The following is a 23,026-nucleotide window of genomic DNA, read 5'->3' on the forward strand; positions in this document are numbered from 1 at the left end:
ATCTTCATCCAATCGTCGCCAAGCACACGCAAAGGCGACGCGATGTCCGCACACGCGCAGTCCACTCCATCGATCACGACGTCTCCGCAGTGGCCGCTGCGCGTGCGCGCGCTGCACTGGCTCATCTTCCTCGTGGTCGCGATCGCGGTGGGCGCGATCCTCGGCCGCGAATGGATCGAGGACAGCGACGGCAAGGCGCTGATGCGCCTCCACACCCAGGCCGGCGTGCTGGTGCTGCTGCTCGCCACGTTCCGCATCGTGTCGCGCCTCGGCGCGCGCGCGCCCGACACCCACGATCGCCGCTCGCCGCCAGGCCGCGCGGCCGCGTTGCTGCATCTGTTCCTCTATCTCGCACTGATCGCACTGCCGCTGCTCGGGTGGGCCTACTTCAACGCGCGCGGCAAGCCGGTCGTCTTCTTCGGTCTCGAACTGCCGCGGCTGCTCGGTCGTGATCGCGACCTGGCCGAAACCCTGGAATCGCTGCACACCACACTGGGCTGGGTGCTGCTGGCGATCATCGGCGTGCATGCCCTCGGCGCGCTCTGGCACCACTTCGGCACGAAGGACGACGTGCTGCGCTCGATGCTGCTGCGCGGCACGGCGCCGAAGTCCGATTCCGCGCCCTTTCCCACTCCCCCCGCCGAAGAGGTGAACGAATGATCCGAACGCAATCCACGGCGCGCTTCACGCGCAGGCTGTGCGCATGGCTGCTGCCGCTGGCGGCGCTGTACGCCACCGACGCGCTGGCCGTGCCCAGTTACTCGCGCCAGACCGGCCAGGAATGCGCGGCCTGCCACATCGGCGCCTTCGGCCCGGCGCTCACGCCCTACGGCATGCGCTTCAAACTCGGCGGTTACACCGATTCCGACGGCCAGGGTCGCAAGATCCCGGTGTCGGCGATGGCGGTCGGTTCGGTCACGCATACCGCGACCGAAGACGACAGCGGCAAGCTCACGCACGCCGACCTCGCCGAGGCATCGGTGTTCCTCGCCGGCAAGATCACCGACCACATCGGCAGCTTCACCCAGATCACCTACGACGGCCTGGAGCACAAGACCGCGCTCGACCTGCTCGACGTGCGCTACGCCACCACGAAGCAGGTGCGCGGCAAGGACACGATCTTCGGCGTGTCGATCAACAACGCGCCCACGCTCACCGATCCGCTGAACACGCTGCCAGCCTGGGGCTATCCCTACGTCTCGGCCCCGCGCGGCGCCGGTGCGGGCGGCGCCGAATTCACCGGCATCGGCGGCCTCGAAGGCACCGTGATCGGTGCCTCCGGCTACGCGCTGTGGAACGACCATCTCTACACCGAACTCGGCACCTACCGTTCGCTCTCGCCCAGCGCGCTGTCGCGCATCGGCGTCGGCCGCGACAGTTCGCCCGGCATCCTCCACGACTCCAACTACTGGCGCGTGGCGTGGCTCGGCGACGCGAAACACGCCGGCTGGTCGGTCGGCATGTTCGGCAACAACGGTTCGCTGGAAAGCCGCGAGGACGGCACGTCCGCCGCGCGCTTCCACGACTTCGGCGTGGACGGCAGCTACCAGTTCCTCGGCACCCGCGAGCACGTGGTGACCGTCAACGGCAGCTACCTGCGCGAACGCGACAGCGTGGCGCACGACCGCATCTCCGAAGGCAAGCTCAACGCCTCCTACCACTTCCGCAACACCTGGGGTGGCAGCGTCGGCCTGTTCAACGCCACCTCGCACACCGGCGCGAACGACAACAGCGGCTACATCCTGCAGGCCGACTGGACGCCGTGGGGCAAGGAAGATTCGTGGAAGGCGCCGTGGGCCAACGTCCGCCTCGGCCTGCAGTATGTCGGCTTCAACAAGGTGCATGACGAGGCCGGCGTGAGCGAGAAGGCCAGCGACAGCAATTCCCTCCACTTCTTCGTCTGGACGGCGTTCTGACCATGCACATCACCACTCCGCTCCTCCTGGCCGGCGCGCTCTGCGCGCTCGGCCTCGGCCTGGCGGCGCCCGCGCGCGCCGCCGCGGTCGGTCGCGCCGACGCCGGCAGCGACGTCTACGATTCCGAATGCGCCGACTGCCACAGCCTGCGTCCCGGCAAGAACAAGAAGGGTCCGACGCTCGCCGCGGTGAGCGGACGCACCGCCGGCACCGTGCCGGGCTACAAATACTCCGACGCGCTCGCGCACAGCGGCATCGTGTGGACGCCGGAGAAGCTCGCCGCCTACATCGCCGCGCCGAAGAAGGTCGTGCCCGGCGGCAAGATGAAGTACGACGACGGCGGCGACCTCACCGCCCAGGACATCGCCGACCTGCTCGCGTTCCTCAAGACCGCGCGCTGAGATCGGCAACGACCGCTCGCTCCGGTGACGCGGCTCGGTTCCGGGATCCACTCCGAATCCGGGCCGCCCACCGGGGCGTTTTCATGTCGAGGCGCGTTCGAGGTCCGATCGCATCGCCCGCGGGGATCACAGCGCCGGCGGCGACGACGCCACCGGCTCGCCATCCGGCGGCATCCGCGTCCGCGTGACCTCCCACCACCAGAAGCCGAAGCCGATCGCGGTGGCCGTCGCCGAGCCCAGCGCCAGATGCATCGGGTGCGCGCTGAGCATCGGCGAGAACAGGCCCGCGACCATCGCCTGCAGGATCAGGCTGGTGAACGCCTGCAGCGACGAGGCCGCACCGCGCTGGTGCGGATACATGTCGAGGATGGCAAGGGTGAGGATCGGGAACACCAGCGAGATGCCGAGCGCGTTGATCGCCATCGGCAGCACCGCCCACGGCAGCGACGGCTGCGGCACCCACAGGTTGTAGGCGATGTTGAGCACGCCGGCGACGCCGCAGACCGCGAACCCGTAGCCGGCGAGCCGGTTCCCGCCGATCCGCCCGGCGGCGCGACCGGACAGGAACGACCCGGTGACCATGCCGGCGATCGTCGGCACGAAGAACCAGCCGAACTGGTGCTCGCCCAGCCGCAGGTGTTGCAGCACGAACACCGGCGCCGACGCGATGTAGAGGAACAGACCCGCGAAGTTGAAGCCGCCGGCGGCGGCGAAGCGCTGGAACCGCCGGTTCAGCAGGATGTAGGCGTGGTTGCGCAGCAGCGCCTTCGGCTTCGGGCGCAGCCGCGCCTCGGGTGGATGGGTCTCGCGCAGCCCCCACCAGGTCCCGGCCAGCATCGCCAGCGCGAACAGCACCAGGAACCAGTAGATCGCCGGCCAGCGCGACCAGCCGAGGATCCAGCCGCCCAGCACCGGCGCCAGTGCGGGCGCGATGCCGAAGATCATCGACACCTGGCTCATCAGCTTCTGCGCGACCTGGCCATGGAACAGGTCGCGGATCACCGCCCGGCCCACGATCATGCCCGCACCGGCGCACATGCCCTGCAGGGCCCGGAACGCCAGCAACACCGGCAGGCTGGTGGACAGCGCGCAGCCAGCGGAGGCCACCGCGAACACCGCCAGCCCGCCGAGGATGACCCGCCGCCGGCCGATGGCGTCCGACAGCGGGCCGTGCACCAGACTCATCAGCGCGTAGGCGAACAGGTAGACGCTGATCGTCTGCTGCATCGCGACGGCATCGACGCCGAACTGGGCCCCGATCTGCGGGAACGCCGGGAACACGGTGTCGATCGAGAACGGCCCGATCATCGCCAGCCCGCCGAGGATGACGGCGAGGCGCCGGGGGGGCGACGGGGAAGTCGGGACGGGCATGGACAAGCCGGCGGCGTGGGGCCGGCCATGGTACGCGGCCCGCCCGCGGGCGTCCGCCGCGACCGCCGGGAGGGCCATCGGACGGACTGTCATGCCTGCGGCTATAATCGCCGCACACGGTGGGAGAAGCGGCCCGATCCTCGTCCGGTCCGCTGCCGAAGGCGCAATTCGCCCGGAATCGCTCAGGCCTGATACCGCCGTCCGAACTGCACTCTGGAGAGATCGGCCGCCCTGCGACACCGGGCCGTGCCGGCGCCGAAGGGGCAAGAGCACGTCACGGGAGCGCACCTCCCCCGCTTCCCGCGGATCGTGTCTCGAAACTCTCAGGCAGAAGGACAGAGGGGCGAGCAGGGCTTTCGAGCAGCATTGCTGCGAGCCTGCGAGCGCTTGTCGGCCATGGCCGACCGGCATGGATCGCCCTCCCTTCCGCCCGACCGACGACCCCTCATGTCCCCGACGCCGAACGCCCGCGCCACCCTGCGCGATCTCGAACACCATTCCGCCTTCATCGAACGCCACATCGGCCCGAACGACGCCGAGATCGCGCACATGCTGCGCATCGTCGGCCACGACTCGCTGGAGGCGATGACCGACGCGATCGTCCCGGCCAGCATCAAATCGGCCGCGCCGCTGGCGCTGCCCGACGCGGTCACCGAGGTCGAGGCGCTGGCGAAGATCCGCGCCCTCGCCGACCGCAACCAGGTGTTCCGCAGCTTCATCGGCCAGGGTTACCACGGCACCCATACGCCGAACGTCATCCTGCGCAACCTCCTCGAGAACCCCGCGTGGTACACGGCCTACACGCCGTACCAGGCCGAGATCTCGCAGGGCCGCATGGAAGCGCTGATCAACTTCCAGCAGATGTGCATGGATCTCACCGGCATGGAGATCGCGAACGCCTCGCTGCTGGACGAAGGCACTGCCGCCGCCGAGGCGATGACGCTCGCCAAGCGTTCGGCGAAGTCGAAGTCGAACGTGTTCTTCGTGTCGAACGGCGTGCATCCGCAGACCGTCGAAGTGCTGAAGACCCGTGCCGAACCGCTGGGCATCGAACTGGCGTTCGGCGACGACGCCGCGGCCGCGTCGACCGACAGCTTCGGCGTGCTGCTGCAGTATCCCGACACCTTCGGCAACATCCGCGATTACCGCACCGTCGCCGACGCCGTGCACGCACGCGGTGGCCTGGTCGCGGTGGCGACCGACCTGCTCGCGCTGACGCTGATCGCGGCGCCGGGCGAATGGGGCGCGGACATCGTGGTCGGCAACAGCCAGCGCTTCGGCGTGCCGTTCGGTTTCGGCGGCCCGCACGCGGCGTTCATGGCCTGCCGCGACGCCTACAAGCGCAGCATGCCGGGCCGCCTGATCGGCGTGTCGATCGACGCCGAAGGCAAGCCGGCTTATCGCCTCACGCTGCAGACCCGCGAACAGCACATCCGCCGCGAGAAAGCCACGTCGAACATCTGCACCGCGCAGGTGCTGCTGGCGGTGATGGCCTCGATGTACGCGGTCTACCACGGCGCCGAAGGGCTGACCCGCATCGCGCGCCGCACGCATCGCCTGGCCGCGATCCTCGCCGCCGCGCTGCGCAAGGCCGGTGCGACCGTCGGCGGCGATTTCTTCGACACCCTGCACATCACCGGCATCGATGCCGCGGCCGTGCACGCGAAGGCGAACGCGGCGCGCATCAACCTGCGCGCCCTCGATGCCGGCGGCGTCGGCATCAGCCTCGACGAGACCACGACCCGCGACGACGTCATCGCGCTGGCCGCGCTGTTCGGCGCCGACGCCGACATCGACGCGCTGGACGCCGCCACCGCCGACGCGCTGCCGTCGTCGCTGCTGCGCACCAGCGAGTTCCTGACACACCCGGTGTTCAACACCCACCACAGCGAGCACGAACTGCTGCGCTACATGCGCGCGCTGGCCGACAAGGACCTGGCGATGGATCGCACCATGATCCCGCTGGGCAGTTGCACCATGAAGCTCAACGCCACCGCGGAGATGATCCCGGTGACGTGGCCCGAGTTCGCGAACCTCCATCCGCTGGCACCGGCCGCGCAGGCGCAGGGCTATCGCGAGCTGATCGACGGTCTCGAGGCGATGCTGGTCGAATGCACCGGTTACGACGCCGTCAGCCTGCAGCCGAATTCCGGCGCGCAGGGCGAATACGCCGGTCTGCTCGCGATCCGCGCCTACCACCGCGCCCGCGGCGAAGGCCATCGTGACATCTGCCTGATCCCCGAATCCGCGCATGGCACCAATCCGGCGTCGGCGCAGATGTGCGGCATGACCGTCGTCGTGACCAAGTGCGACGCGAACGGCAACGTCGACGTCGAGGACATCCGCCGCAACGCGGAGAAGCATGCCGACCGCCTCGCCGCGCTGATGATGACCTACCCGTCCACGCACGGCGTGTTCGAGGAAGACGTGGTCGAGATCTGCGAGATCGTGCACCGCCACGGCGGCCAGGTGTACACCGACGGCGCGAACATGAACGCACTGGTCGGCGTCGCCAAGCCCGGCAAGTGGGGCTCGGATGTCTCGCACCTCAACCTGCACAAGACCTTCTGCATCCCGCACGGCGGCGGTGGCCCGGGCGTCGGCCCGTGCGCGGTGAAGTCGCATCTCGCGCCGTTCCTGCCGCGCGCGTTCGGCGGCGAAGGCAACGTCGGCATGGTGTCGGCGGCGACGTTCGGTTCGGCCTCGATCCTGCCGATCAGCTGGATGTACGTCACGCTGATGGGCGCGGCCGGCCTGCGCAAGGCCACGCAGGTGGCGCTGCTCAATGCGAACTACATCGCCAAGCGGCTCGCGCCGCACTACAAGACGCTGTACACCGGCCGCAACGGCCTGGTCGCGCACGAATGCATCCTCGACCTGCGCCCGCTGAAGGACGCCACCGGCATCTCCGCCGAGGACGTCGCCAAGCGCCTGATCGACTTCGGCTTCCACGCACCGACGCTGAGCTTCCCGGTCGCCGGCACGCTGATGGTGGAACCGACCGAGTCCGAATCGCAGCACGAACTCGACCGCTTCATCGACGCGATGATCCAGATCCGCGAGGAGATCCGCGCGGTCGAGGACGGCCGCCTGGATCGCGAGGACAACCCGCTGCGCAATGCGCCGCATACCGCGACGATGGCGTCCGCCAGCGAGTGGACGCATGCCTATCCGCGCGAACTGGCGGTGTTCCCGCTGGCCACGCTGAAGCAGCAGAAGTACTGGCCGCCGGTGGCGCGCGTGGACAACGTCCACGGCGACAAGAACGTCATGTGCGCCTGCATCCCGGTCGACGCCTACCGCGAGGACGCGGAGGCCTGAGCCCCGCCCGGCGCGGACCACCGCGCCGGAATCTCCCCGCCACGCGCCCGGCAGGCGGCCGGAACCGCCGCCTGCCTCGGGATCGCACGCCCCGATGCGCGCAAGCGCTTGATTCGCCATGCCGGCCCCGGGATCCCCGGGCGTCGCCGGACGCGAAGCACACGATCATGACCATCGTGTTTCCGCCAACCTGCTAGATTAGGCGATGGCGATCACGCACCGGCCCGGGGGAAGGGCCGGATGCCGCCGGCGACTCGCCGGTCGTGATCGCGACCCCCTCAACATCCAGATTCCCAGGGAGGGATCAGCATGTCCGCACGCGCACTGCCCCGCGTCGATCTCCTGTGTGCCGCGCTCCTCGCCGCCCTGGCGATGCCGGCCCTCGCCCAGGACGCCGCCCCCGCCACCGATCCCGTCGACGGCACCCGGACCATCGATCGCATCTCGGTCACCGGCTCGCGCATCAAGCGCGCCCAGGTCGAGGAAGCGCTCCCGGTCACCGTCTACAGCCGGGCCCAGATCGACGAACGCGGCATCACCTCGGCGGAACAGCTGCTGATGACGCTCAACATCGCCGGCAACGGTTCGGACAACCTCGCCAGCAACGCCGGCATCGTCCACGAGGACCAGCGCGGCAACAACGGCGTGTCCGGCGCCAACCTGCGCGGCCAGGGCGCCGACGCCACGCTGGTGCTGCTCAACGGCCGCCGCGTGGCGACCCATGGCCTGAAGGGCCGCGCGGTCGACCTCAACGCGATCCCGTTCGCGGCGATCGAACGCGTCGAAGTGCTGCGTGACGGTGCATCGGCGATCTACGGCACCGACGCGATCGGCGGCGTGATCAACTTCATCACCAAGCGCGACTACCAGGGCATCCAGACCTCGACGTTCCTCGACGTCACCGAGGCCGGCGGCGGCAACATCTACCGCAGCAGCCTGCTGTTCGGCGGCGGCGACCTGGACAACGACGGCTGGAACGCCTTCGGTTCGATCAGCTTCAAGCGCAACACCATCCTGCGCGGCCACGATCGCGATTTCTCCAACACCTTCCAGCCCGATCGCGGCCTGTCGCCGGACACCCGCGGCACGCCGTTCGCGACGGTCTTCAGCCTCGGCAGCAGCGGCACCGGCGCCAGCAGCCTGCTGCGCAACGGCGTACTGGATCCGGCCGGTGGCGCCACCCGCCTGAACGCGGTGAACATCTACAACCTGCCCGGCGCCGAAGGCTGCGAAGCCGCCGGTCCGAACATGGGCCCGTACGGCTACCGGCTGTGGAACGCGCCGGGCTCGAAGTACGCCTGCGCGTGGGACTACGCCGCCGCCGCGGTGATCCAGCAGCCGCAGGACAGCATCGATTTCATCGGCCGCGGCACCTACCGCCTCGGCGCCTCGCACGAGGCCTACGTCGAACTCACCGCGTCCAGGGTCGAGGTCGAGAAGACGTTCGAGCCGAACCAGATCTCGTCGAGCACCTCGACCGCGGCCACCGCGATGGGGCCGACCACCTGGTATCCGCTCAACGCGACCACGCAGGACACCTACAACCGCGTGTACAACGCGCTCGCCGGCTACTTCGGCGCCGGCCAGCTCAACTACGGTGCGCCGATCGCCTATCGCTGGCGCTGCCTGCCCTGCGGCCCGCGCCAGATCCAGACGACGACCAAGTCCTACCGTGTCCTCGCCGGCATCGAAGGCATCATCGGCGGCGACGGCGCATTCGGCGGCTGGAGCTACGACGCCGGCCTCAGCCGCGCCAGCAGCCAGTCCGAGTCCACGCTGGGCTCGGGCTTCCACTACACCGACGCGCTGAAGCAGGCGCTGGGCAGCGGCCTGATCAATCCCTTCCTGGCGCCCGGCGAAAGCCAGTCGGCGGCCGCGATGGCGGCGCTGCAGGCCGCGTCGGCCCGCGGCGTGAAGCTCTACGGCGGCGAATCGCTGGTGACCACGCTCGACGGCTCGATCTCCGGCGACCTCGGTTTCTTCCGCCTGCCCGGCGGCCCGATCGCGATGGCGACCGGCATCGACCTGCGCCGCGAGGAATTCCGCTTCGACGGCGACCAGCGCACCAACAAGCGCGCCGTGTTCAACGCGCCCTTCGACGACGCGAACGCGCTGGACAACGTGCATCGCGACATCGCCGCGGCGTACGTCGAATTCCAGTTGCCGATCACCGAGCGCTTCGACGTGAACCTCGCCGGCCGCTACGACCATTACAGCGGCTTCGGCGGCACCACCAATCCGAAGGTGTCGTTCAAGTACCGGCCGTTCGATTCGCTGCTGTTCCGCGGCGCGTACAGCACCGGCTTCAAGGTGCCCAGCTTCAACCAGCTGTTCAACGGCGTGAGCGAAGTGCAGTACACCGGCCAGGACCTGGCCGACCCGCGCACCTGCCCGGGTGGCGTGGCGAAGCCGACGGTGCCGGGCTGCGAAGTGATCCGCCCGGTCGAGATCTTCGGCGGCAAGGCCACCCTCGAACCCGAGGAATCCACTCAGAAGAGCATCGGCGTGGTGTATTCGCCGATGTCGCAACTCAACATCGCGCTGGACTGGTGGGAGATCGAACGCACCAACACGATCCGCTCCGCGCCGCGCGACGTGCTGATCCAGTACTACGACCTGTTCCAGGACAACTGGATCCGCGACGACGCGGGCGAAGTGGTGGCGATCGACCGCCGCTACATCAATTCCGGCGGCAGCCTGATGCGCGGCTTCGAGCTGGACGCCAACCTCAGCGGTGAACTCGCGGGCGGCCGCTGGAACGTCAACCTCAACGGCAGCTACATCCAGGATTTCCGCACCAAGGCGCTGGAAGCGCTGCCGTATTCGGCCAACCTCGTCGGCCGCTACGTGCGCTACTACAACCTGCCGATCCGCTGGAAGCACACGATCAACCTCAGCTACACGCGAGGCACGTGGTCGCACAGCCTCGTCCAGAGCCATCGCGACGGCTACTACGACGAACTGCCGGCGAGCGTAGCCAACGGCAGCTACATCCCGGCGGACTGGAGCCCGCAGGTGGACGGCTACACCACCTACGACTACAGCGTGAGCTGGACCGGCGTGCACAACCTCAAGCTGGGGTTCGGCATCAAGAACCTCCTCGACCAGGATCCGCCGTTCACCGACCACATGAACGACTTCGCCTCCGGCGCCGCGTGGGAACCGCGCATCGCCGATCCGCGCGGCCGCGCCTACACGCTGATGGTCGAGTACACGTTCCGCTGACGGACGCGGGCCTCGCGCCCGCGCGCCGCACACGTCGCGACACGACACGGGCCCCGCATGCGGGGCCCGTGCCTTTCATCCGACCGGCGTCATTCGGTCGGCACGCCCGGATCGAAATCGAAGCCGTTGCCGATGTCGGCCAGGCACGGCATCGGCATCGGCTTCGCCGCCAGTCGCAGCGTGCGCGTCTTCGTCGGCACGTCGGATTCCATGTTGCCCAGTTCGACCGTCGCGCGACGAGCCGGGTAGTTCGCGCTGATCGTGGTCATCTCGCCGCTGGCGCGATGCATCTCCGTGCGGTCGTAGCCGATCAACCGGAAACAGCCGTCCTGCCGGCGGAAAGTGAACGTCGTGCCGCTGGTGTACCACGTGCCGGCACTGGCCCAGGCATGCAGGGCCACCGTGAACGCACCGCGCTGCACGCTGACGGCACCGTCGCCGCCGAGGTAGTCGTCCATCACCGGATTGTCCGGCCGCGGCACCAGCGCGTGGTCTTCGGCTTCCAGCCGGTAACCGTCGGCATCGGCGAGCAACACGGCGAGCATGCGCGGATTGGTGTCGAACTCGTCCGGGCCCATGCCGTCGTTGTGGATGACGTTCGCGGCGTCATGCATTCGGAGCACGATGACGAGATCGTCGCGGGCGTCCTTGTCGAGATCGCCGGCGGCGCGCATCTCGATCGCCCAGCCCGCAGGCACGAAGGCGTCGGGCGTGGCGCCGCGCGCCGGCAGCGTCGGGTACGTCACCTCCGGCGGATCGCCCTCCTCCGCCGACACCGTGGCGCAGCAGGCGACGAGCAGCGATGCGGCGAGCGCGCGCATCGCGGGCAACGGCATGGACATCGGACGACACTCCCCGGCTTCGATCCGGGCGATTGTGTCACGTCCGCCAGAGCAGCATCTGGTTGTTCGCGGGCATCGCGACGACCTCCGCCGCGCGGAAACCCGCCGCCCGCGCGAGCGCGTCGACCGCCTCGCGATCGCGGATGCCCGAGCGCGGATCGCGCGCCTTCAGCCAGCCGTCGAACTCGCGGTTGCTGTCGCTGGTGAAGGTGCCGCCGACGTTGAACGGCCCGTAGACCGCGACGATCGCGTCGGCTTCGCAGACGTCGCGCAGCCCGGCGAAGAAACCTTCGACCTCCGGCCAGCCCATGATGTGCAACGTGTTCGCGCTGAACACCGCATCGAAGCGTGCGGGCGGCACCGGCTCGAAGCCCGGCGGTTCGGCCGATGCCTGCAGCGCGAACGCCGGCGGCGTGTTCGGCAACTGCGCCTCGGCCAGCCATTGCCCGATGCCCGGCAGATTCGCCTCGGCATCCGAGCACTGCCACGTCAGCCACGGCATCGCCTCCGCGAAATGCACCGCGTGCTGCCCGGTGCCACTGCCGATCTCCAGCGCATGCCGGCGCCCGGCGAACGCCGTGCGCAGCACGTCGAGGATCGGATCGCGATTGCGTTCGCAGCTGGGGGAGAAGGGTTTCGGCGGCATCAGGCGATCCGTCGATGCGGGCCGGACGACGCCGGCGCGCTCACATCGTGTGCGTCGGCTTGTCCGAGGTGAGGATGCCGGCGAGGATCGCTTCGATCTTGTTGCGGACCGCGTCGCCTTCGGCGGTCTCGGCGAACTGCACGCCGATGCCGGCGGTGCGGTTGCCCTGCGCGCCCGCCGGGGTGACCCAGGCGACCTTGCCGGCGACCGGCAGGCGTTCGGAGGATTCGGGCAGCGTGAGCAGCAGGAAGACTTCGTCGCCGATGAAGTAGCGCTTCACGGTCGGCACGAACACGCCGCCGCCCTTGATGAAGGGCATGTAGGCCTGGAACAGGGCGTTCTTGTCCTTCACCGCGAGGGACAGGATGCCCTGGCGGGCGCCGGCGACTTTCGCGTTCATCGTCTTGCTCCTGAAGCTGTGGGCGCCGCGCCGCGCCACTGGGCCAGCAGTTCGGCCAGGGCGAGGTCCGCGCGGACGGTGGTCCGCAGCAGATCGCGGGTGCGGTTGGCGGCGTCGAACCAGGATGCGAGCGTGCGGATTCCGGCGGGATCGGTCAAGCGGGCGGCATCGGCCAGCGCCAGATCGGCGGCGTGGCGCAGGCGCAGGTCGAGGTCGTCCCCGCCGGCCCAGCGCTGCGCGGCCTCCAGCGGCGAGCGCTCGCCGCGGCGCACGGCCAGCAGGTCGGCGGACACCTCCCGCCGCAGTGCGAGGCCGCCGTCGCGCAGCCAGGCATCGGCGAGGCCGGGATGCCCGCGGGCGGCGTCCAGCGCCTCGCCCGCGGCGGCGGCGGCATGGCCCTGCGCGCGCAGCCACGCCAGCGCCTCGGCGGCGGGCGGCAACCGGAACTCCAGCCGCTGGCAGCGGCTGCGGATGGTCGCCGGCAGCCGCGCCGGATTGGCACTGACCAGCCACAGGAAGCGGCCGTCCTGCGGCTCCTCCAGCGTCTTCAGCAGCGCGTTGCAGGCGGCGTGGTTGATGGCTTCGGCCGGGTCGAGGATCGCGATCTGCGCGCCGCCGTACTGCGGCGTGAGCGCGAGCTTCTCCGACAACCGGCGGATCTGTTCGATCACGATCTCGGTGCGCGGCTTCCCGGTCTTGTCGTTGACCTCATGGCCGACCAGCATCAGGTCGGGATGCGCGGGATGGCCGAAGGGATGCGACGGCACGCCGTCGGGGCGCACCTCCAGCGGATCGCGCTGGTAGCGCTGGGCGAACAGCAGGCAGCCGCGGCAGCGGCCACAGGCCTCGCCGTCGGCGGTGCGCGCCTCGCACAGCAGGCGCCGGGCCAGGCGTTCGGCCACCGCGCGCTTGCCGAGCTGCGGCGGGCCGCAGAGCAGCAGGCCGTGGCCGAGGCGACCGGCGTCCAGCGCGGCCACCGCCTGCGCGTAGACGCGCTGCTGCCAGGGCGCCAGCGGCGGCAGCTCGAAGCCGGTCACGCCGCCTGCCCCGCCGCGCTGCGCGCGATGAACAGGCGCAGGATCGCCACCGCGTCCTCGGCGACGGCGGTCGCCGGCTGCGAGGCGTCGACCACGCGCACGCGCTCGGGCTCGGCGCGGGCGCGCGCGAGGAACGCCCGCCGCACCTGCTCGAAGAAATCGTCGCGCTCGCGCTCGATGCGGTCCGGATAGAGATCACGGCCACGCGTGCGCTCGCGACCCTGCGCGACACCGAGGTCCAGCAGCAGCGTCAGCCCGGGCCGCAGGCCGACGACGCGGCGTTCGAGTTCGGCGATGAACGCCGGATCGAGCCCGCGGCCGCCGCCCTGGTAGGCGTAGCTGGAGTCGGTGAAGCGGTCGCTGATCACCCACGCGCCGCGCTGGAGCGCCGGCAGGATGGTTTCGCGCACGTGCTGGGCGCGTGCGGCGAACATCAGCAGCAGTTCGGTGTCGGGGCCGGGCTTCTCGTCGCCCGGGTGCAGCAGCAGCTCGCGGATCTGCTCGGCCAGCGGCGTGCCGCCGGGCTCACGCGTGCTGACGACTTCCGCGCCGGTCTGCTGCAGCGCCTCGCGCAGCGCGTTGAGCACCGTCGTCTTGCCCGCGCCCTCGCCACCTTCGAGGCTGACGAAGCGCGGATGCATCGGCAGCGCGTCGGGCACGGATGCAACAGACACGGGCGTCGCGTCGGTCACGGCGTCGCCGCCTGCCGCTCCGCGGCGCGCTGTTCGCGATAGTGGCGCAGGTAGTCCGCGACCGCCGACTGGTGCTCGGCGTAGGTCTTCGTGAACACGTGGCGGCCGCTGCCGTCGCCCACCGCGACGAAGAACAGCGCATCGCCGGGCGCCGGATGCGCAACCGCGAGCAGCGCGGCCTTGCCGGGCATGGCGATCGGCGTCGGCGGCAGGCCGTCGCGGGTGTAGGTGTTGTACGGCGTGTCGGTGAGCAGGTCGACCTTGCGGATGTTGCCGGTGTAACGGCTGCCGAGCCCGTAGATCACGGTCGGATCGGTCTCCAGCCGCATCGGCACCTTCAGCCGGCGCACGAACAGGCCGGCGATCTTCGGCCGCTCGTCGGCGATGCCGGTTTCCTTCTCGACGATCGACGCCAGCGTCAGCAGTTCGTAGGCGGACTGCAGCGGCAGGTCCTTGTCGCGACCGGCCCAGGCCTCGGCCAGCGCCTTGTCCATCGCGTCGGCAGCGCGACGCAGCACGTCGAGATCGCTGTCGCTGCGGGTGTAGACGTAGGTCTCGGGCAGGAAGCGGCCTTCGGGATGCTGGCCGCCGCGACCGATCGCCTTCATCAGCGCGCGATCGTCGAGTGCGGTGCTTTCCTGCTTCAGCGGCCGCGCCTTCACCAGCGCCGCGCGCACGTCGCGGATGTTCCAGCCCTCGACGATGGTCACGCGGTACTGCAGCACCTTGCCGTCGCGCATCGCGACCAGCAGTTCGCGCGGGGTCATGTCGGGCTTGAGCGCGTACTCGCCGATCTGGATGCGGCCGGCCGCACCCGTGTCCTTCGCCAGCGCGCGCCACTCCAGCGGACGCACCGGGATCCCGCGGGCCTCCAGCTTGCGCAGCACCTTCGGCAGCGAGTCGCCGGGATCGACCACCAGCGTGTCGCCGTCGTGCAGGCCGGGCATCGGCGCATCGGCGAAGCCCTGGTAGTGGCGGTACGCGAACAGGCCGGCGACACCGGCGCCCAGCACGGCGAACGCGACCAGGACCAGCAGCAGCCGGCCGAGACGGAACGGGGATCGCGGACTCACGGAGACTCCTCTTGCGGCGCCGGGGCGAAGGCGGGATGCGCGGCGGCCAGCCGGCGCCGCGCCTCGGCCACGACCGGATGCGGCGCCCAGACCCGCGCACCCAGCCGGGCCACGGGCAGGATACCGCGCAGGGCATTGCACAGCAGCAGCGCTCCGGCCCCCTCGACGTCGGCCACCGACAGCGGCGCGACCTCGGCGTCGAGCGCGTCGACCAGCCAGCCGCGGCAGACACCGGCGATGCCGCAGCGGTCGACCGGCGGCGTGGACCAGCGGCCGTCGCGCCAGACGAAGAGGTTCGCGGCGGTGGCGCAGATGACGTGGCCCTCGGTGTCGCGCATCAGTCCCTCGTCGACGTCCGCCGGATCGACGCCCGCCGCCGCCCACTCGGCGCGGGCCAGCACCTGTTCCAGACGGTTGCAGTGCTTCAGGCCGGCCAGCGCCGGCTGCAACGCCAGCCGCGTGTCGCACCAGTGCAGCACCAGACCGCCCGCGCGCGGCGGTGGCGGCAGCGGCACGGCGATCAGCGTCCACACCGGCGGCGCATCGGGCGACGGCGCATAGCCGCGACCGCCGCTGCCGCGCGTGAGGATCAGCTTGATCGTCGCGTCGGCATGGCGCGCGGCGAAATCGCCGACTTCGCGATCGAGCATCGCCACCGACGGCAGCGCGATGCCGAGCCGCGTCGCGCCTGCCAGCAGCCGCGCGCGATGCGCCGGCCACCACGGGATCGCGCCGCCGGTCGCACGCATGGTCTCGAACACGCCGTCGCCGTAGGCGAAGCCGCGGCCTTCGGCGAGCTGCGACGCCTGCGCCGCGGCATCACCGACGAACAGACGCGTCGTCACGCGCCGCCCTCCAGCGCCTTCAGCAACCCGCGCGCCTTGGCCCGGGTTTCGTCGAGTTCGCGCAGCGGATCGGAGTCGGCGACGATGCCGGCGCCGGTGCGGAAGCGCAGCGTGGCGCCGCCGTCGTCATCGGCCTGCATTTCCGCGCTGCGGATGAGGATGTTGAGATCGAGGTCGCCGTCGCGGTCGAGCCAGCCGAACGCGCCGGTGTAGGCGCCGCGGCCCTCGCCTTCCAGCTCGGCGATGATCTCCATGCAGCGCACCTTCGGGCAACCGGTGATGGTGCCACCGGGAAACACCGCGCGCAGCACCTCGCCCGGCGTCACGCCGTCGCGCAGCCTGCCGCGCACGTTGCTGACGATGTGGTGCACGTGCGAATAGCTTTCGACCGTCATCAGTTCGTCGACCTCGACACTGCCCGGCGCGCAGACGCGACCGAGGTCGTTGCGCTCGAGGTCGATCAGCATCACGTGTTCGGCGCGCTCCTTCGGATGACCGACCAGTTCGCGCACGCGCGCCGCGTCGTCGTCACCGGCAAAGCGCGGGCGCGTGCCGGCGATCGGCCGCGTCTCGACCACGTCACCGCGCACCGACACCAACCGCTCCGGCGAGGAACTCACCACTGCCCAAGCGCGGCCGTCGGTGATGCCGGCGAAGCTGCCGGCGAACGGCGCCGGGCTCGCTTCGCGCAGGCGTGCGTACAGTGCGTCGGGCGCGTACGTCGCGCAGCGTCCGCGCCACGCGCGAGAGAGGTTGACCTGGAACACGTCGCCTGCGGCGAGGTAATCGAGGATGCGGCGCACACCGTCGGTGAATCGCTCGGGGGCGTCTTCGTGCAGCGAGTCGGGTGCGCGCCATTCGGGCAGCGGCGCCGCGGCGAACGCATCGAGGTCGGCGACGATCGCGTCGAGCATCGCCTCCGCACCGGTTTCCGCCAGCGCGATGCACTCGCCGGTCACGCGATCGCGCAGGACCGCGGCGGGGCAGCGCAGCGCCAGCGCGACCGGCAGCACGCCTTCGGCCGGCGGCAACCGCAGCACGGGCTCGACCTGCGCGGCGAGCTCGTACGACAGCAGCAGCGCCCAGCCGCCATGGAACGGCCAGCGCGGCTCTTCGCGCGCGGTGCGCAGTGCACGCCAGTCGGCGTCGAGCAAGGCGAGGAAATCGTCGCCGCGATCGATGCCCACGGCATCGCGCACGCGGCCATCGCGATCGAGTCGCAGCGATTCACCGTTGGCGGCCATCAGCAGATCCCAGCGCGCCAGGGCATGCCCGGGCGCGAGGGAAGACGACGTGGATTGCAGCAACAGTGGATAGCGCTCGGGCGCGCCGCGATGCAGGCGCAACGGGTCGCAATCCGCGGGCAACGCGCGGGTGACGATCATGCGGGCGGCCGACTGCGGCGGATCAGAGACGCCCGAAGATCAGGCTCGCGTTGGTGCCGCCGAAACCGAAACCATTGGACATGACATAGTCGAGGTGACGTTCGCGCGCCACGTTCGGCACGTAGTCAAGGTCGCAGCCTTCGCCAGGCTCGTCGAGGTTGATCGTCGGCGGCACGATGCCGGTGTGCAGCGCCATCACCGAGAACGCCGCTTCCACACCGCCGGCGGCGCCGAGCAGGTGGCCGGTCATCGATTTGGTGGAGCTGACCATCAGCGACGTCATCGCGGCGTCGCCGAACGCGCGCTTGATCGCCTGCGTCTCGGCCAGGTCGCCCAGCGGCGTCGACGTGCCGTGCGCGTTGAGATAGCCGATCTGCGACGGCAGCAGGCCGGCGTCGCGCAGCGCCGCCTTCATGCAGCGCGCCGGGCCTTCGCCGTCCTCGCTGGGCGCGGTGATGTGGTAGGCGTCGGAACTGGCGCCGGAGCCGAGCAGTTCACAGTAGATGCGCGCACCGCGCGCCTTCGCGAATTCGTATTCCTCGAGGATGAGGATGCCGGCGCCGTCGCCGATGACGAAGCCGTCGCGATCGCGATCCCAGGGCCGCGAGGCGCGGGTCGGATCGTCGTTGCGGGTGGTCATCGCCTTCATCGCACCGAAGCCGCCGACCGAGGTATTGGTGATGCCGCGTTCGGCACCGCCGGCGATCATCGCATCGGCATCGCCGTACTGGATCAGGCGCATCGCGGTGCCGATCGAATGGTTCGCGCTGGCGCAGGCCGAGACCGCGGAGAAATTCGGGCCCTTGATGCCGGCGATCACGCTGATGTGGCCCGGCAGCATGTTGATGATGGTGCTGGGGATGTAGAACGGAGAAACCTTGCGCACGCCGCCTTCGTGCATGCGGATGGCCTGCTCCTCGATGCCGTGGATGCCGCCGATGCCCGAACCGATGATCGCACCGATGCGCTCGGCGTTCGATTCGTTGACCTCGAGGCCGGCATCGCGCAGCGCCATCTGCGTGGCGGCAACGCCGTAGAGGACGAACGAGTCCATCTTCTTGACGTCCTTGGCAGGCACCCAGGCCGTCGGATCGAATCCCTTCACTTCGGCCGCGATGCGCGTCGCGAAATTCGACGCATCGATCTGCGTGATCGGACCCACGCCACTGCGGCCATTGATGATGCCATCCCAACTGCTGGCCAGATCGTTGCCCAGGGGCGTGAGGATGCCCAGGCCGGTGACGACGACACGACGCTTCGACATTGCATGACTCCGGTACGACGGGCCGCGACGACAAGGGGACATCGTGTCGTGCGGCGTGGGAAGGTCTCCAAAACGCAGAGGGCCGCGATGCGGCCCCGGCGTGGACCCGGGCACGAAGCCCGGGCGGGCATCATGCCCGGTTCGATCAGGCCTTGACGTGGGCCTTCACGTAATCGATGGCCTGCTGCACCGAAGTGATCTTTTCGGCGTCTTCGTCCGGGATCTCGCACTCGAACTCTTCTTCGAGGGCCATCACCAGCTCGACGGTGTCAAGCGAGTCGGCGCCGAGATCATCGACGAACGACGCGTTGTTGGTGACTTCATCTTCCTTGACGCCGAGTTGCTCGACCACGATCTTCTTGACGCGTTCTTCGATGCTGCTCATGAGTGATGTACTCCGGTGAGGGATATTGCGGTGGATAGTGTAAGGGAAACCCGATGGCGCAGTAGCCGACAACAGGTCTTTCCGATTCAATGACTTAACGAAAAATACAGGAAAAACCCGTACCTCCGTTGCCCGTCACGGCATGTACATCCCGCCGTTGACGTGCAGCGTTTCGCCGGTGATGTAGCCGGCGCCGGGACCGGCGAGAAACGCGACCGCGTCGGCGATGTCCTGCGCGTCGCCGAGGCGGCCGAGCGCGATCTGGCCGACGAGGCCTTCCTTTGCGGATTCGGGCATCGCGCGGGTCATGTCGGTATCGATGAACCCGGGCGCGACGACGTTGACGGTGATCCCGCGCGAACCGACTTCCTTCGCCAGCGACTTGCTGAAGGCGATGATGCCGGCCTTGGCCGCGGCGTAGTTGGTCTGCCCCGGATTTCCGGTGACGCCGATCACCGAGGCGATGTTGATGATGCGGCCCTTGCGCGCCTTCATCATCCCGCGCATCACCGCCTTGCTGGTGCGGAACACGCTGCTGAGGTTGGTGTCGAGGATGGCCTGCCATTCCTCGTCCTTCATGCGCATCAGCAGGTTGTCGCGGGTGATGCCGGCATTGTTGACGAGGATGCCGATCGCGCCGAACTCCTTCGCGATGGCGTCGATCAGCGCTTCGACCTCGGCGCTGCTGGCGACATCGAGACGACGACCATGGCCACCCAGCGGCGCCAGGCGATCGGCGATGGCCTGCGCGCCCGAATCCGTGGTGGCGGTGCCGACCACCGTCGCGCCCTGCGCGGCGAGGGTGTCGGCAATGGCCGCGCCGATGCCGCGGCTGGCACCGGTGACGAGGGCGATCGTGCCCTGCAGCGGGCGTTGGGAATTGGCGTCTTGGCTCATGCGTTCCGTGGGGTCCGGGACCCGTGCCGACGAGCGGCACAGCCCCCTGCTGAAATCCGAGGGGCGATGATACGGGCGAAACCCGCGGTCTGTCTGTACGAGGGCGTATGTCGAAATGGTGTACCGGCATGAAAAAAGCCGTCGCGATCACAGAATCGCGACGGCTTCCGGAAAGGACAGTTGTCCCGGAATGCGGCCTAGTAACGCAGCAGCGCCGAACCCCAGGTGAAGCCGCCGCCGAAGGCTTCGAGCAGCAGCAACTGGCCGCGCTGCACGCGACCGGAGCGCACCGCCTCGTCCAGCGCCAGCGGCACCGAACCGGCAGAGGTGTTGCCATGGCGATCGACCGTGACGATCACCCGCTCCATCGGCATTTCGAGGCGCTTGGCGGTGGCATCGATGATGCGCAGGTTCGCCTGGTGCGGGATCAGCCAGTCGAGGTCGCCGCGACCGAGGCCGTTGGCCGCGAGGGTTTCGTCGACCACCGAATCCAGCGCCTTGACCGCATGCTTGAATACGTCGCTGCCGGCCATCATCACGCGCACGCCGGCGTTGTGCTCCTCCGGCTTGAAACCGACCGATACACCGACCGGATTCCACAGCAGTTCCTTCTTGCCGCCATCGGCATGCAGATGGGTGCTGAGGATGCCGGTCTCGGTGTCTGCACGCAGCACCACCGCTCCCGCGCCATCACCGAAGAGCACGCACGTGGTGCGGTCGTTCCAGTCGAGCATGCGGGTCAGCGTTTCGGCGCCGACGACCAGTGCGGTCTTCACGGTGCCGCTGCGCACGAACTTCTCGGCGATCGACAGCGCGTAGATGAAGCCCGAGCAGGCGGCGTTGACGTCGAACGCCGGACAGCCTTCGGCACCGAGGCGGTGCTGCAGGAGGCAGGCCGTGGACGGAAAGATGATGTCCGGCGTCGTGGTACCGAGGATGATCAGGTCAAGCTCGGACGGCGCGACACCGGCCGCTTCGAGCGCACGCATCGCGGCGTGGTACGCGAGGTCGCAGGTGGTTTCGCCTTCGGCGGCGACATGCCGCTGGCGAATGCCGGTGCGGGACGCGATCCATTCGTCGCTGGTGTCGACGATCTTCGAGAGATCCTCGTTGGTGAGGACCTTTTCGGGCAGATAACTGCCGGTGCCCGCGATGCGCGCGTAGATTCGGTCGGTCATGCCAGCAGATTCCCCCTGTGGATGGAACGCCGTGGCTCCTGCCGGCGGAGACCGCACGCGCCCGACAGGCACGGCGGCGCGGGCACCGTCGAATCGGTTGCCCCGCGTGGCGGTCGACGGCGAGAAAACCGTCGGACCCGAAAGCACGGATGCGGCCCGGAGGCCGCTTCCGCGGATGCGCCGGAAACGCCGGCGCGATGCCGAGGGCGCCCGGGGGCGCCGCGGGCATCACTCTTCGTCGACGACCTTGGTCTTCGGCGCGATCACCTGGCGGCCGCGGTAGAAGCCGCTTTCGGTGAGGTGGTGACGCAGGTGCACTTCGCCGGTGGTCGGGTCGGTGGCCAGCTGCTTCGCGGTGAGGGCGTCGTGCGAACGACGCTGGCCGCGGCGGGACGGGGTGACGCGGGATTTCTGAACAGCCATGGGAATCGCTCCAGCTCGAATCGTGAATCGCTTGTCGTGGCCGGGACGAACGCTTTCGCCCCGGGCGAGGGCGGCACGGCCATCGCGGCCGTCGTCGTCCTCAGGTCTTCTTCAGTGCCGCCAGCGCCGCGAACGGGCTGGCGCGCTGTCCTTCGTCTTCCGGCACCGGCCAGTCGTGTTCGACCGGTTCGACGCCCGGCATCACCGGGACCAGCGGCACGGCGAGGATGAGTTCGTCCTCGACCAGTTCCGCCGGCCGCAGCAGGCCGTCGTCCGCCACCATCAAGGCCTCGTAGCCCGGAGGCAGCGCGGCTTCGACGTCCTCGCCGTCGCCTTCGGCCTCGCGCAGCAGCGCGTAGCGTTGGGTCAACGACACCGGATGCAGGAAACGCTTGAGGCTGCGCTGGCAGACCAGCGGCAGTTCGGCATCGACCTGCAGTTCCGCGAACGGCACCTTGAGCACGTCCTGGCCGAACTCGAGGGAGAAGCGCGCTTCCCCTTCGGCATCGGCCAGCAGATCGCTCAGGCGGTGCATCGCGGACAACGGCACACGACCCGCGAAAGCGCGTCGTGCCGCCGCCATGCGCCAAGCATCCAGAACTTCGGGCACTTCAGCGGACATAAGCGCGGAATGGTAGGGACCGACCCCGCCGGTGTCAAACCCAAGCCCTTGCTTCGCCGGCGATTTGCCGACCGCCGGCGCCCGCGGCAGACTGTCCGCCCGCGTTCGGGCCCGTCGTGTGACCGCTTTCTCCCTTCCCGTCGCGACCCTGCTGTTGCTGGCCGTTCCGGCCGTCATCCTGATCATCGCCTGGCGCCTGTCCCGTCGCCACGGATCCCGCGAACGCGCCTACACCCGGCTGCTGGACGCCGCGGACGCCCTCGAGGCTCGGCTGCGGGTCGCCCGCACCGAGATCGAGACCCTGACCGGCGGCGAGGACGACACGGTCCTCACCGCCCTGCAGGAAATGCTGCGCCAGCGGCTGTGGCTGCGGGAACACGGCGCGACCGCGCCGGTGAAACAGCTGGACGCGATGCGGGTGTCGATCGACCAAGCCCGCGACCGCATCGACCAGCAGCTGACGCTGGTGCAGCGCGCCCGCGGCTCCGCCCCCGATGCCTGATCCCATGCCCGGGCTGATCCTCGCCTCGACCTCGGTCTACCGCCGCGCCCTGCTGGAGCGGCTCGGCCTGCCGTTCGATACGGCCCGGCCCGAAGTCGACGAGACGCCGCTCGCCGGCGAGCGGCCCGATGCCCTCGCCGTCCGCCTGGCCCGCGCCAAGGCCGAGGCGGTGGTCACGCAGGCCGGCAATGCCTGGACGATCGGCTCCGACCAGGTCGCCGAACTCGACGGCCGCCCGCTCGGCAAACCGGGCACCATCGAACGCGCCATCGCCCAGTTGCAGGCGATGTCGGGCCGCGAGGTCCGCTTCCTCACCGCGCTGTGCCTGGCCGGGCCCGACGGCCGTCGGCTGGAGGCGCTCGACGTCACCACGGTGCGCTTCCGCGCATTGGGCGACGACGAGATCGCCCGCTACGTCGAACGCGAGCGCCCGCTGGACTGCGCCGGCAGCTTCAAGTGCGAGGGCCTCGGCATCGCGCTGTTCGAGGCGATCGACAATCGCGACCCGACCGCGCTGGTCGGCCTGCCGCTGATCGCCACCGCCCGGCTGCTGCGCGAGGCGGGGTTCGCGGTGCCCTGACGCCGGGACGCACGTCGCTGC

Annotated in this window: 22 protein-coding genes and 1 riboswitch; of the genes, 7 read left to right on the forward strand and 15 right to left on the reverse strand. The window is 69.7% G+C overall.

All coding sequences use genetic code 11. The annotated features are described in order from the left end of the window. The first annotated feature begins 42 nt into the window (after positions 1 to 42). Genes ACT53R_RS01240 through ACT53R_RS01250 form a run of 3 tightly spaced genes read left to right on the forward strand, consistent with a single transcriptional unit; the run spans position 43 to position 2,317 of the window. Entirely contained in the window at positions 43 to 660 is a 618-nt protein-coding gene (locus ACT53R_RS01240) for a cytochrome b (protein WP_476170014.1), read from the forward strand. Beyond that, complete coding sequence (locus tag ACT53R_RS01245) at positions 657 to 1,916, forward strand: hypothetical protein (RefSeq protein ID WP_476170015.1); 1,260 nt, start codon at positions 657 to 659, stop codon at positions 1,914 to 1,916. Before ACT53R_RS01240 ends, ACT53R_RS01245 begins: the two co-directional genes overlap by 4 nt. Positions 1,917 to 1,918: 2 nt before the next feature. Beyond that, a complete protein-coding gene (locus ACT53R_RS01250; protein WP_476170016.1) occupies positions 1,919 to 2,317 on the forward strand; it encodes a c-type cytochrome in 399 nt (132 codons plus the stop codon). A gap of 126 nt (positions 2,318 to 2,443) precedes the next feature. On the opposite strand, the gene ACT53R_RS01255 is transcribed toward ACT53R_RS01250, so the two are convergent. Further along, positions 2,444 to 3,688: a multidrug effflux MFS transporter gene (locus ACT53R_RS01255; protein WP_476170017.1), complete on the reverse strand. Its 1,245-nt coding sequence runs from the start codon at positions 3,686 to 3,688 to the stop codon at positions 2,444 to 2,446. Between the two features lie 203 nt (positions 3,689 to 3,891). Next, positions 3,892 to 4,037: riboswitch (glycine riboswitch) on the forward strand. Positions 4,038 to 4,135: 98 nt separating this feature from the next. Between ACT53R_RS01255 and gcvP the strand changes: the two genes are divergently transcribed. Further along, positions 4,136 to 7,009, forward strand: a complete 2,874-nt coding sequence (gcvP, locus tag ACT53R_RS01260) for an aminomethyl-transferring glycine dehydrogenase (protein ID WP_476170018.1) — start codon at positions 4,136 to 4,138, stop codon at positions 7,007 to 7,009. Between the two features lie 309 nt (positions 7,010 to 7,318). Beyond that, entirely contained in the window at positions 7,319 to 10,234 is a 2,916-nt protein-coding gene (locus ACT53R_RS01265; RefSeq protein ID WP_476170019.1) for a TonB-dependent receptor plug domain-containing protein, read from the forward strand. Between the two features lie 89 nt (positions 10,235 to 10,323). On the opposite strand, the gene ACT53R_RS01270 is transcribed toward ACT53R_RS01265, so the two are convergent. From ACT53R_RS01270 to ACT53R_RS01335, 14 genes are all read right to left on the reverse strand, one after another. Beyond that, the gene (locus ACT53R_RS01270; protein WP_476170020.1) at positions 10,324 to 11,076 is read right to left on the reverse strand and encodes a hypothetical protein; all 753 of its coding nucleotides are present in this window, start codon (positions 11,074 to 11,076) and stop codon (positions 10,324 to 10,326) included. A gap of 37 nt (positions 11,077 to 11,113) precedes the next feature. Then, positions 11,114 to 11,722, reverse strand: coding sequence for a DUF938 domain-containing protein (locus tag ACT53R_RS01275; RefSeq protein ID WP_476170021.1), 609 nt, complete (start codon positions 11,720 to 11,722; stop codon positions 11,114 to 11,116). Positions 11,723 to 11,762: 40 nt separating this feature from the next. Next, entirely contained in the window at positions 11,763 to 12,122 is a 360-nt protein-coding gene (locus tag ACT53R_RS01280) for a PilZ domain-containing protein (RefSeq protein ID WP_476170022.1), read from the reverse strand. Continuing rightward, positions 12,119 to 13,159: a DNA polymerase III subunit delta' gene (locus ACT53R_RS01285; protein ID WP_476170023.1), complete on the reverse strand. Its 1,041-nt coding sequence runs from the start codon at positions 13,157 to 13,159 to the stop codon at positions 12,119 to 12,121. The genes ACT53R_RS01280 and ACT53R_RS01285 overlap by 4 nt, the downstream gene beginning before the upstream one ends. Further along, positions 13,156 to 13,800 carry a dTMP kinase gene (gene tmk / locus ACT53R_RS01290; protein ID WP_476170308.1) on the reverse strand — a complete coding sequence of 215 codons (645 nt, stop codon included), beginning with the start codon at positions 13,798 to 13,800 and terminating at the stop codon, positions 13,156 to 13,158. Before tmk ends, ACT53R_RS01285 begins: the two co-directional genes overlap by 4 nt. Positions 13,801 to 13,847: 47 nt before the next feature. Then, on the reverse strand, positions 13,848 to 14,924 hold the full coding sequence (gene mltG / locus ACT53R_RS01295; protein ID WP_476170024.1) for an endolytic transglycosylase MltG: 1,077 nt from the start codon (positions 14,922 to 14,924) through the stop codon (positions 13,848 to 13,850). Continuing rightward, positions 14,921 to 15,769, reverse strand: a complete 849-nt coding sequence (gene pabC / locus ACT53R_RS01300; RefSeq protein WP_476170025.1) for an aminodeoxychorismate lyase — start codon at positions 15,767 to 15,769, stop codon at positions 14,921 to 14,923. Before pabC ends, mltG begins: the two co-directional genes overlap by 4 nt. Then, on the reverse strand, positions 15,766 to 17,154 hold the full coding sequence (locus ACT53R_RS01305; RefSeq protein WP_476170026.1) for an aminodeoxychorismate synthase component I: 1,389 nt from the start codon (positions 17,152 to 17,154) through the stop codon (positions 15,766 to 15,768). Before ACT53R_RS01305 ends, pabC begins: the two co-directional genes overlap by 4 nt. 22 nt (positions 17,155 to 17,176) lie before the next feature. Then, positions 17,177 to 18,418 carry a beta-ketoacyl-ACP synthase II gene (gene fabF, locus ACT53R_RS01310; RefSeq protein ID WP_476170027.1) on the reverse strand — a complete coding sequence of 414 codons (1,242 nt, stop codon included), beginning with the start codon at positions 18,416 to 18,418 and terminating at the stop codon, positions 17,177 to 17,179. 145 nt (positions 18,419 to 18,563) lie between these two features. Beyond that, positions 18,564 to 18,803 carry an acyl carrier protein gene (acpP, locus tag ACT53R_RS01315; protein WP_476170028.1) on the reverse strand — a complete coding sequence of 80 codons (240 nt, stop codon included), beginning with the start codon at positions 18,801 to 18,803 and terminating at the stop codon, positions 18,564 to 18,566. Between the two features lie 135 nt (positions 18,804 to 18,938). Further along, on the reverse strand, positions 18,939 to 19,700 hold the full coding sequence (fabG, locus tag ACT53R_RS01320; RefSeq protein ID WP_476170029.1) for a 3-oxoacyl-ACP reductase FabG: 762 nt from the start codon (positions 19,698 to 19,700) through the stop codon (positions 18,939 to 18,941). Between the two features lie 197 nt (positions 19,701 to 19,897). Then, positions 19,898 to 20,878: a beta-ketoacyl-ACP synthase III gene (locus ACT53R_RS01325; RefSeq protein WP_476170030.1), complete on the reverse strand. Its 981-nt coding sequence runs from the start codon at positions 20,876 to 20,878 to the stop codon at positions 19,898 to 19,900. Positions 20,879 to 21,106: 228 nt separating this feature from the next. Then, positions 21,107 to 21,301: a 50S ribosomal protein L32 gene (gene rpmF, locus ACT53R_RS01330; RefSeq protein ID WP_476170031.1), complete on the reverse strand. Its 195-nt coding sequence runs from the start codon at positions 21,299 to 21,301 to the stop codon at positions 21,107 to 21,109. A gap of 100 nt (positions 21,302 to 21,401) precedes the next feature. Continuing rightward, positions 21,402 to 21,923, reverse strand: a complete 522-nt coding sequence (locus tag ACT53R_RS01335; protein ID WP_476170032.1) for a YceD family protein — start codon at positions 21,921 to 21,923, stop codon at positions 21,402 to 21,404. 118 nt (positions 21,924 to 22,041) lie between these two features. On the opposite strand from ACT53R_RS01335, the gene ACT53R_RS01340 reads away from it, so the two are divergent. Together ACT53R_RS01340 and ACT53R_RS01345 are read left to right on the forward strand one after the other, a co-directional pair. Further along, on the forward strand, positions 22,042 to 22,425 hold the full coding sequence (locus tag ACT53R_RS01340) for a hypothetical protein (RefSeq protein ID WP_476170033.1): 384 nt from the start codon (positions 22,042 to 22,044) through the stop codon (positions 22,423 to 22,425). 4 nt (positions 22,426 to 22,429) lie between these two features. After that, positions 22,430 to 23,005 carry a Maf family protein gene (locus tag ACT53R_RS01345; RefSeq protein WP_476170309.1) on the forward strand — a complete coding sequence of 192 codons (576 nt, stop codon included), beginning with the start codon at positions 22,430 to 22,432 and terminating at the stop codon, positions 23,003 to 23,005. Positions 23,006 to 23,026 lie beyond the last annotated feature (21 nt).

The organism is Lysobacter sp. DMC104 (assembly GCF_056313665.1).

Coding starts and splice junctions, on each gene's coding strand:
- gcvP (WP_476170018.1), top strand. CDS start 4,136: ATGTCCCCGACGCCGAACGCCCGCGCCACCCTGCGCGATCTCGAACAC.
- rpmF (WP_476170031.1), bottom strand. CDS start 21,301: ATGGCTGTTCAGAAATCCCGCGTCACCCCGTCCCGCCGCGGCCAGCGT.
- acpP (WP_476170028.1), bottom strand. CDS start 18,803: ATGAGCAGCATCGAAGAACGCGTCAAGAAGATCGTGGTCGAGCAACTC.
- fabG (WP_476170029.1), bottom strand. CDS start 19,700: ATGAGCCAAGACGCCAATTCCCAACGCCCGCTGCAGGGCACGATCGCC.
- fabF (WP_476170027.1), bottom strand. CDS start 18,418: ATGTCGAAGCGTCGTGTCGTCGTCACCGGCCTGGGCATCCTCACGCCC.
- ACT53R_RS01275 (WP_476170021.1), bottom strand. CDS start 11,722: ATGCCGCCGAAACCCTTCTCCCCCAGCTGCGAACGCAATCGCGATCCG.
- ACT53R_RS01270 (WP_476170020.1), bottom strand. CDS start 11,076: ATGTCCATGCCGTTGCCCGCGATGCGCGCGCTCGCCGCATCGCTGCTC.
- ACT53R_RS01255 (WP_476170017.1), bottom strand. CDS start 3,688: ATGCCCGTCCCGACTTCCCCGTCGCCCCCCCGGCGCCTCGCCGTCATC.
- ACT53R_RS01335 (WP_476170032.1), bottom strand. CDS start 21,923: ATGTCCGCTGAAGTGCCCGAAGTTCTGGATGCTTGGCGCATGGCGGCG.
- ACT53R_RS01345 (WP_476170309.1), top strand. CDS start 22,430: ATGCCCGGGCTGATCCTCGCCTCGACCTCGGTCTACCGCCGCGCCCTG.
- ACT53R_RS01240 (WP_476170014.1), top strand. CDS start 43: ATGTCCGCACACGCGCAGTCCACTCCATCGATCACGACGTCTCCGCAG.
- tmk (WP_476170308.1), bottom strand. CDS start 13,800: ATGCATCCGCGCTTCGTCAGCCTCGAAGGTGGCGAGGGCGCGGGCAAG.
- ACT53R_RS01325 (WP_476170030.1), bottom strand. CDS start 20,878: ATGACCGACCGAATCTACGCGCGCATCGCGGGCACCGGCAGTTATCTG.
- ACT53R_RS01245 (WP_476170015.1), top strand. CDS start 657: ATGATCCGAACGCAATCCACGGCGCGCTTCACGCGCAGGCTGTGCGCA.
- ACT53R_RS01265 (WP_476170019.1), top strand. CDS start 7,319: ATGTCCGCACGCGCACTGCCCCGCGTCGATCTCCTGTGTGCCGCGCTC.
- ACT53R_RS01305 (WP_476170026.1), bottom strand. CDS start 17,154: ATGATCGTCACCCGCGCGTTGCCCGCGGATTGCGACCCGTTGCGCCTG.
- ACT53R_RS01250 (WP_476170016.1), top strand. CDS start 1,919: ATGCACATCACCACTCCGCTCCTCCTGGCCGGCGCGCTCTGCGCGCTC.
- ACT53R_RS01280 (WP_476170022.1), bottom strand. CDS start 12,122: ATGAACGCGAAAGTCGCCGGCGCCCGCCAGGGCATCCTGTCCCTCGCG.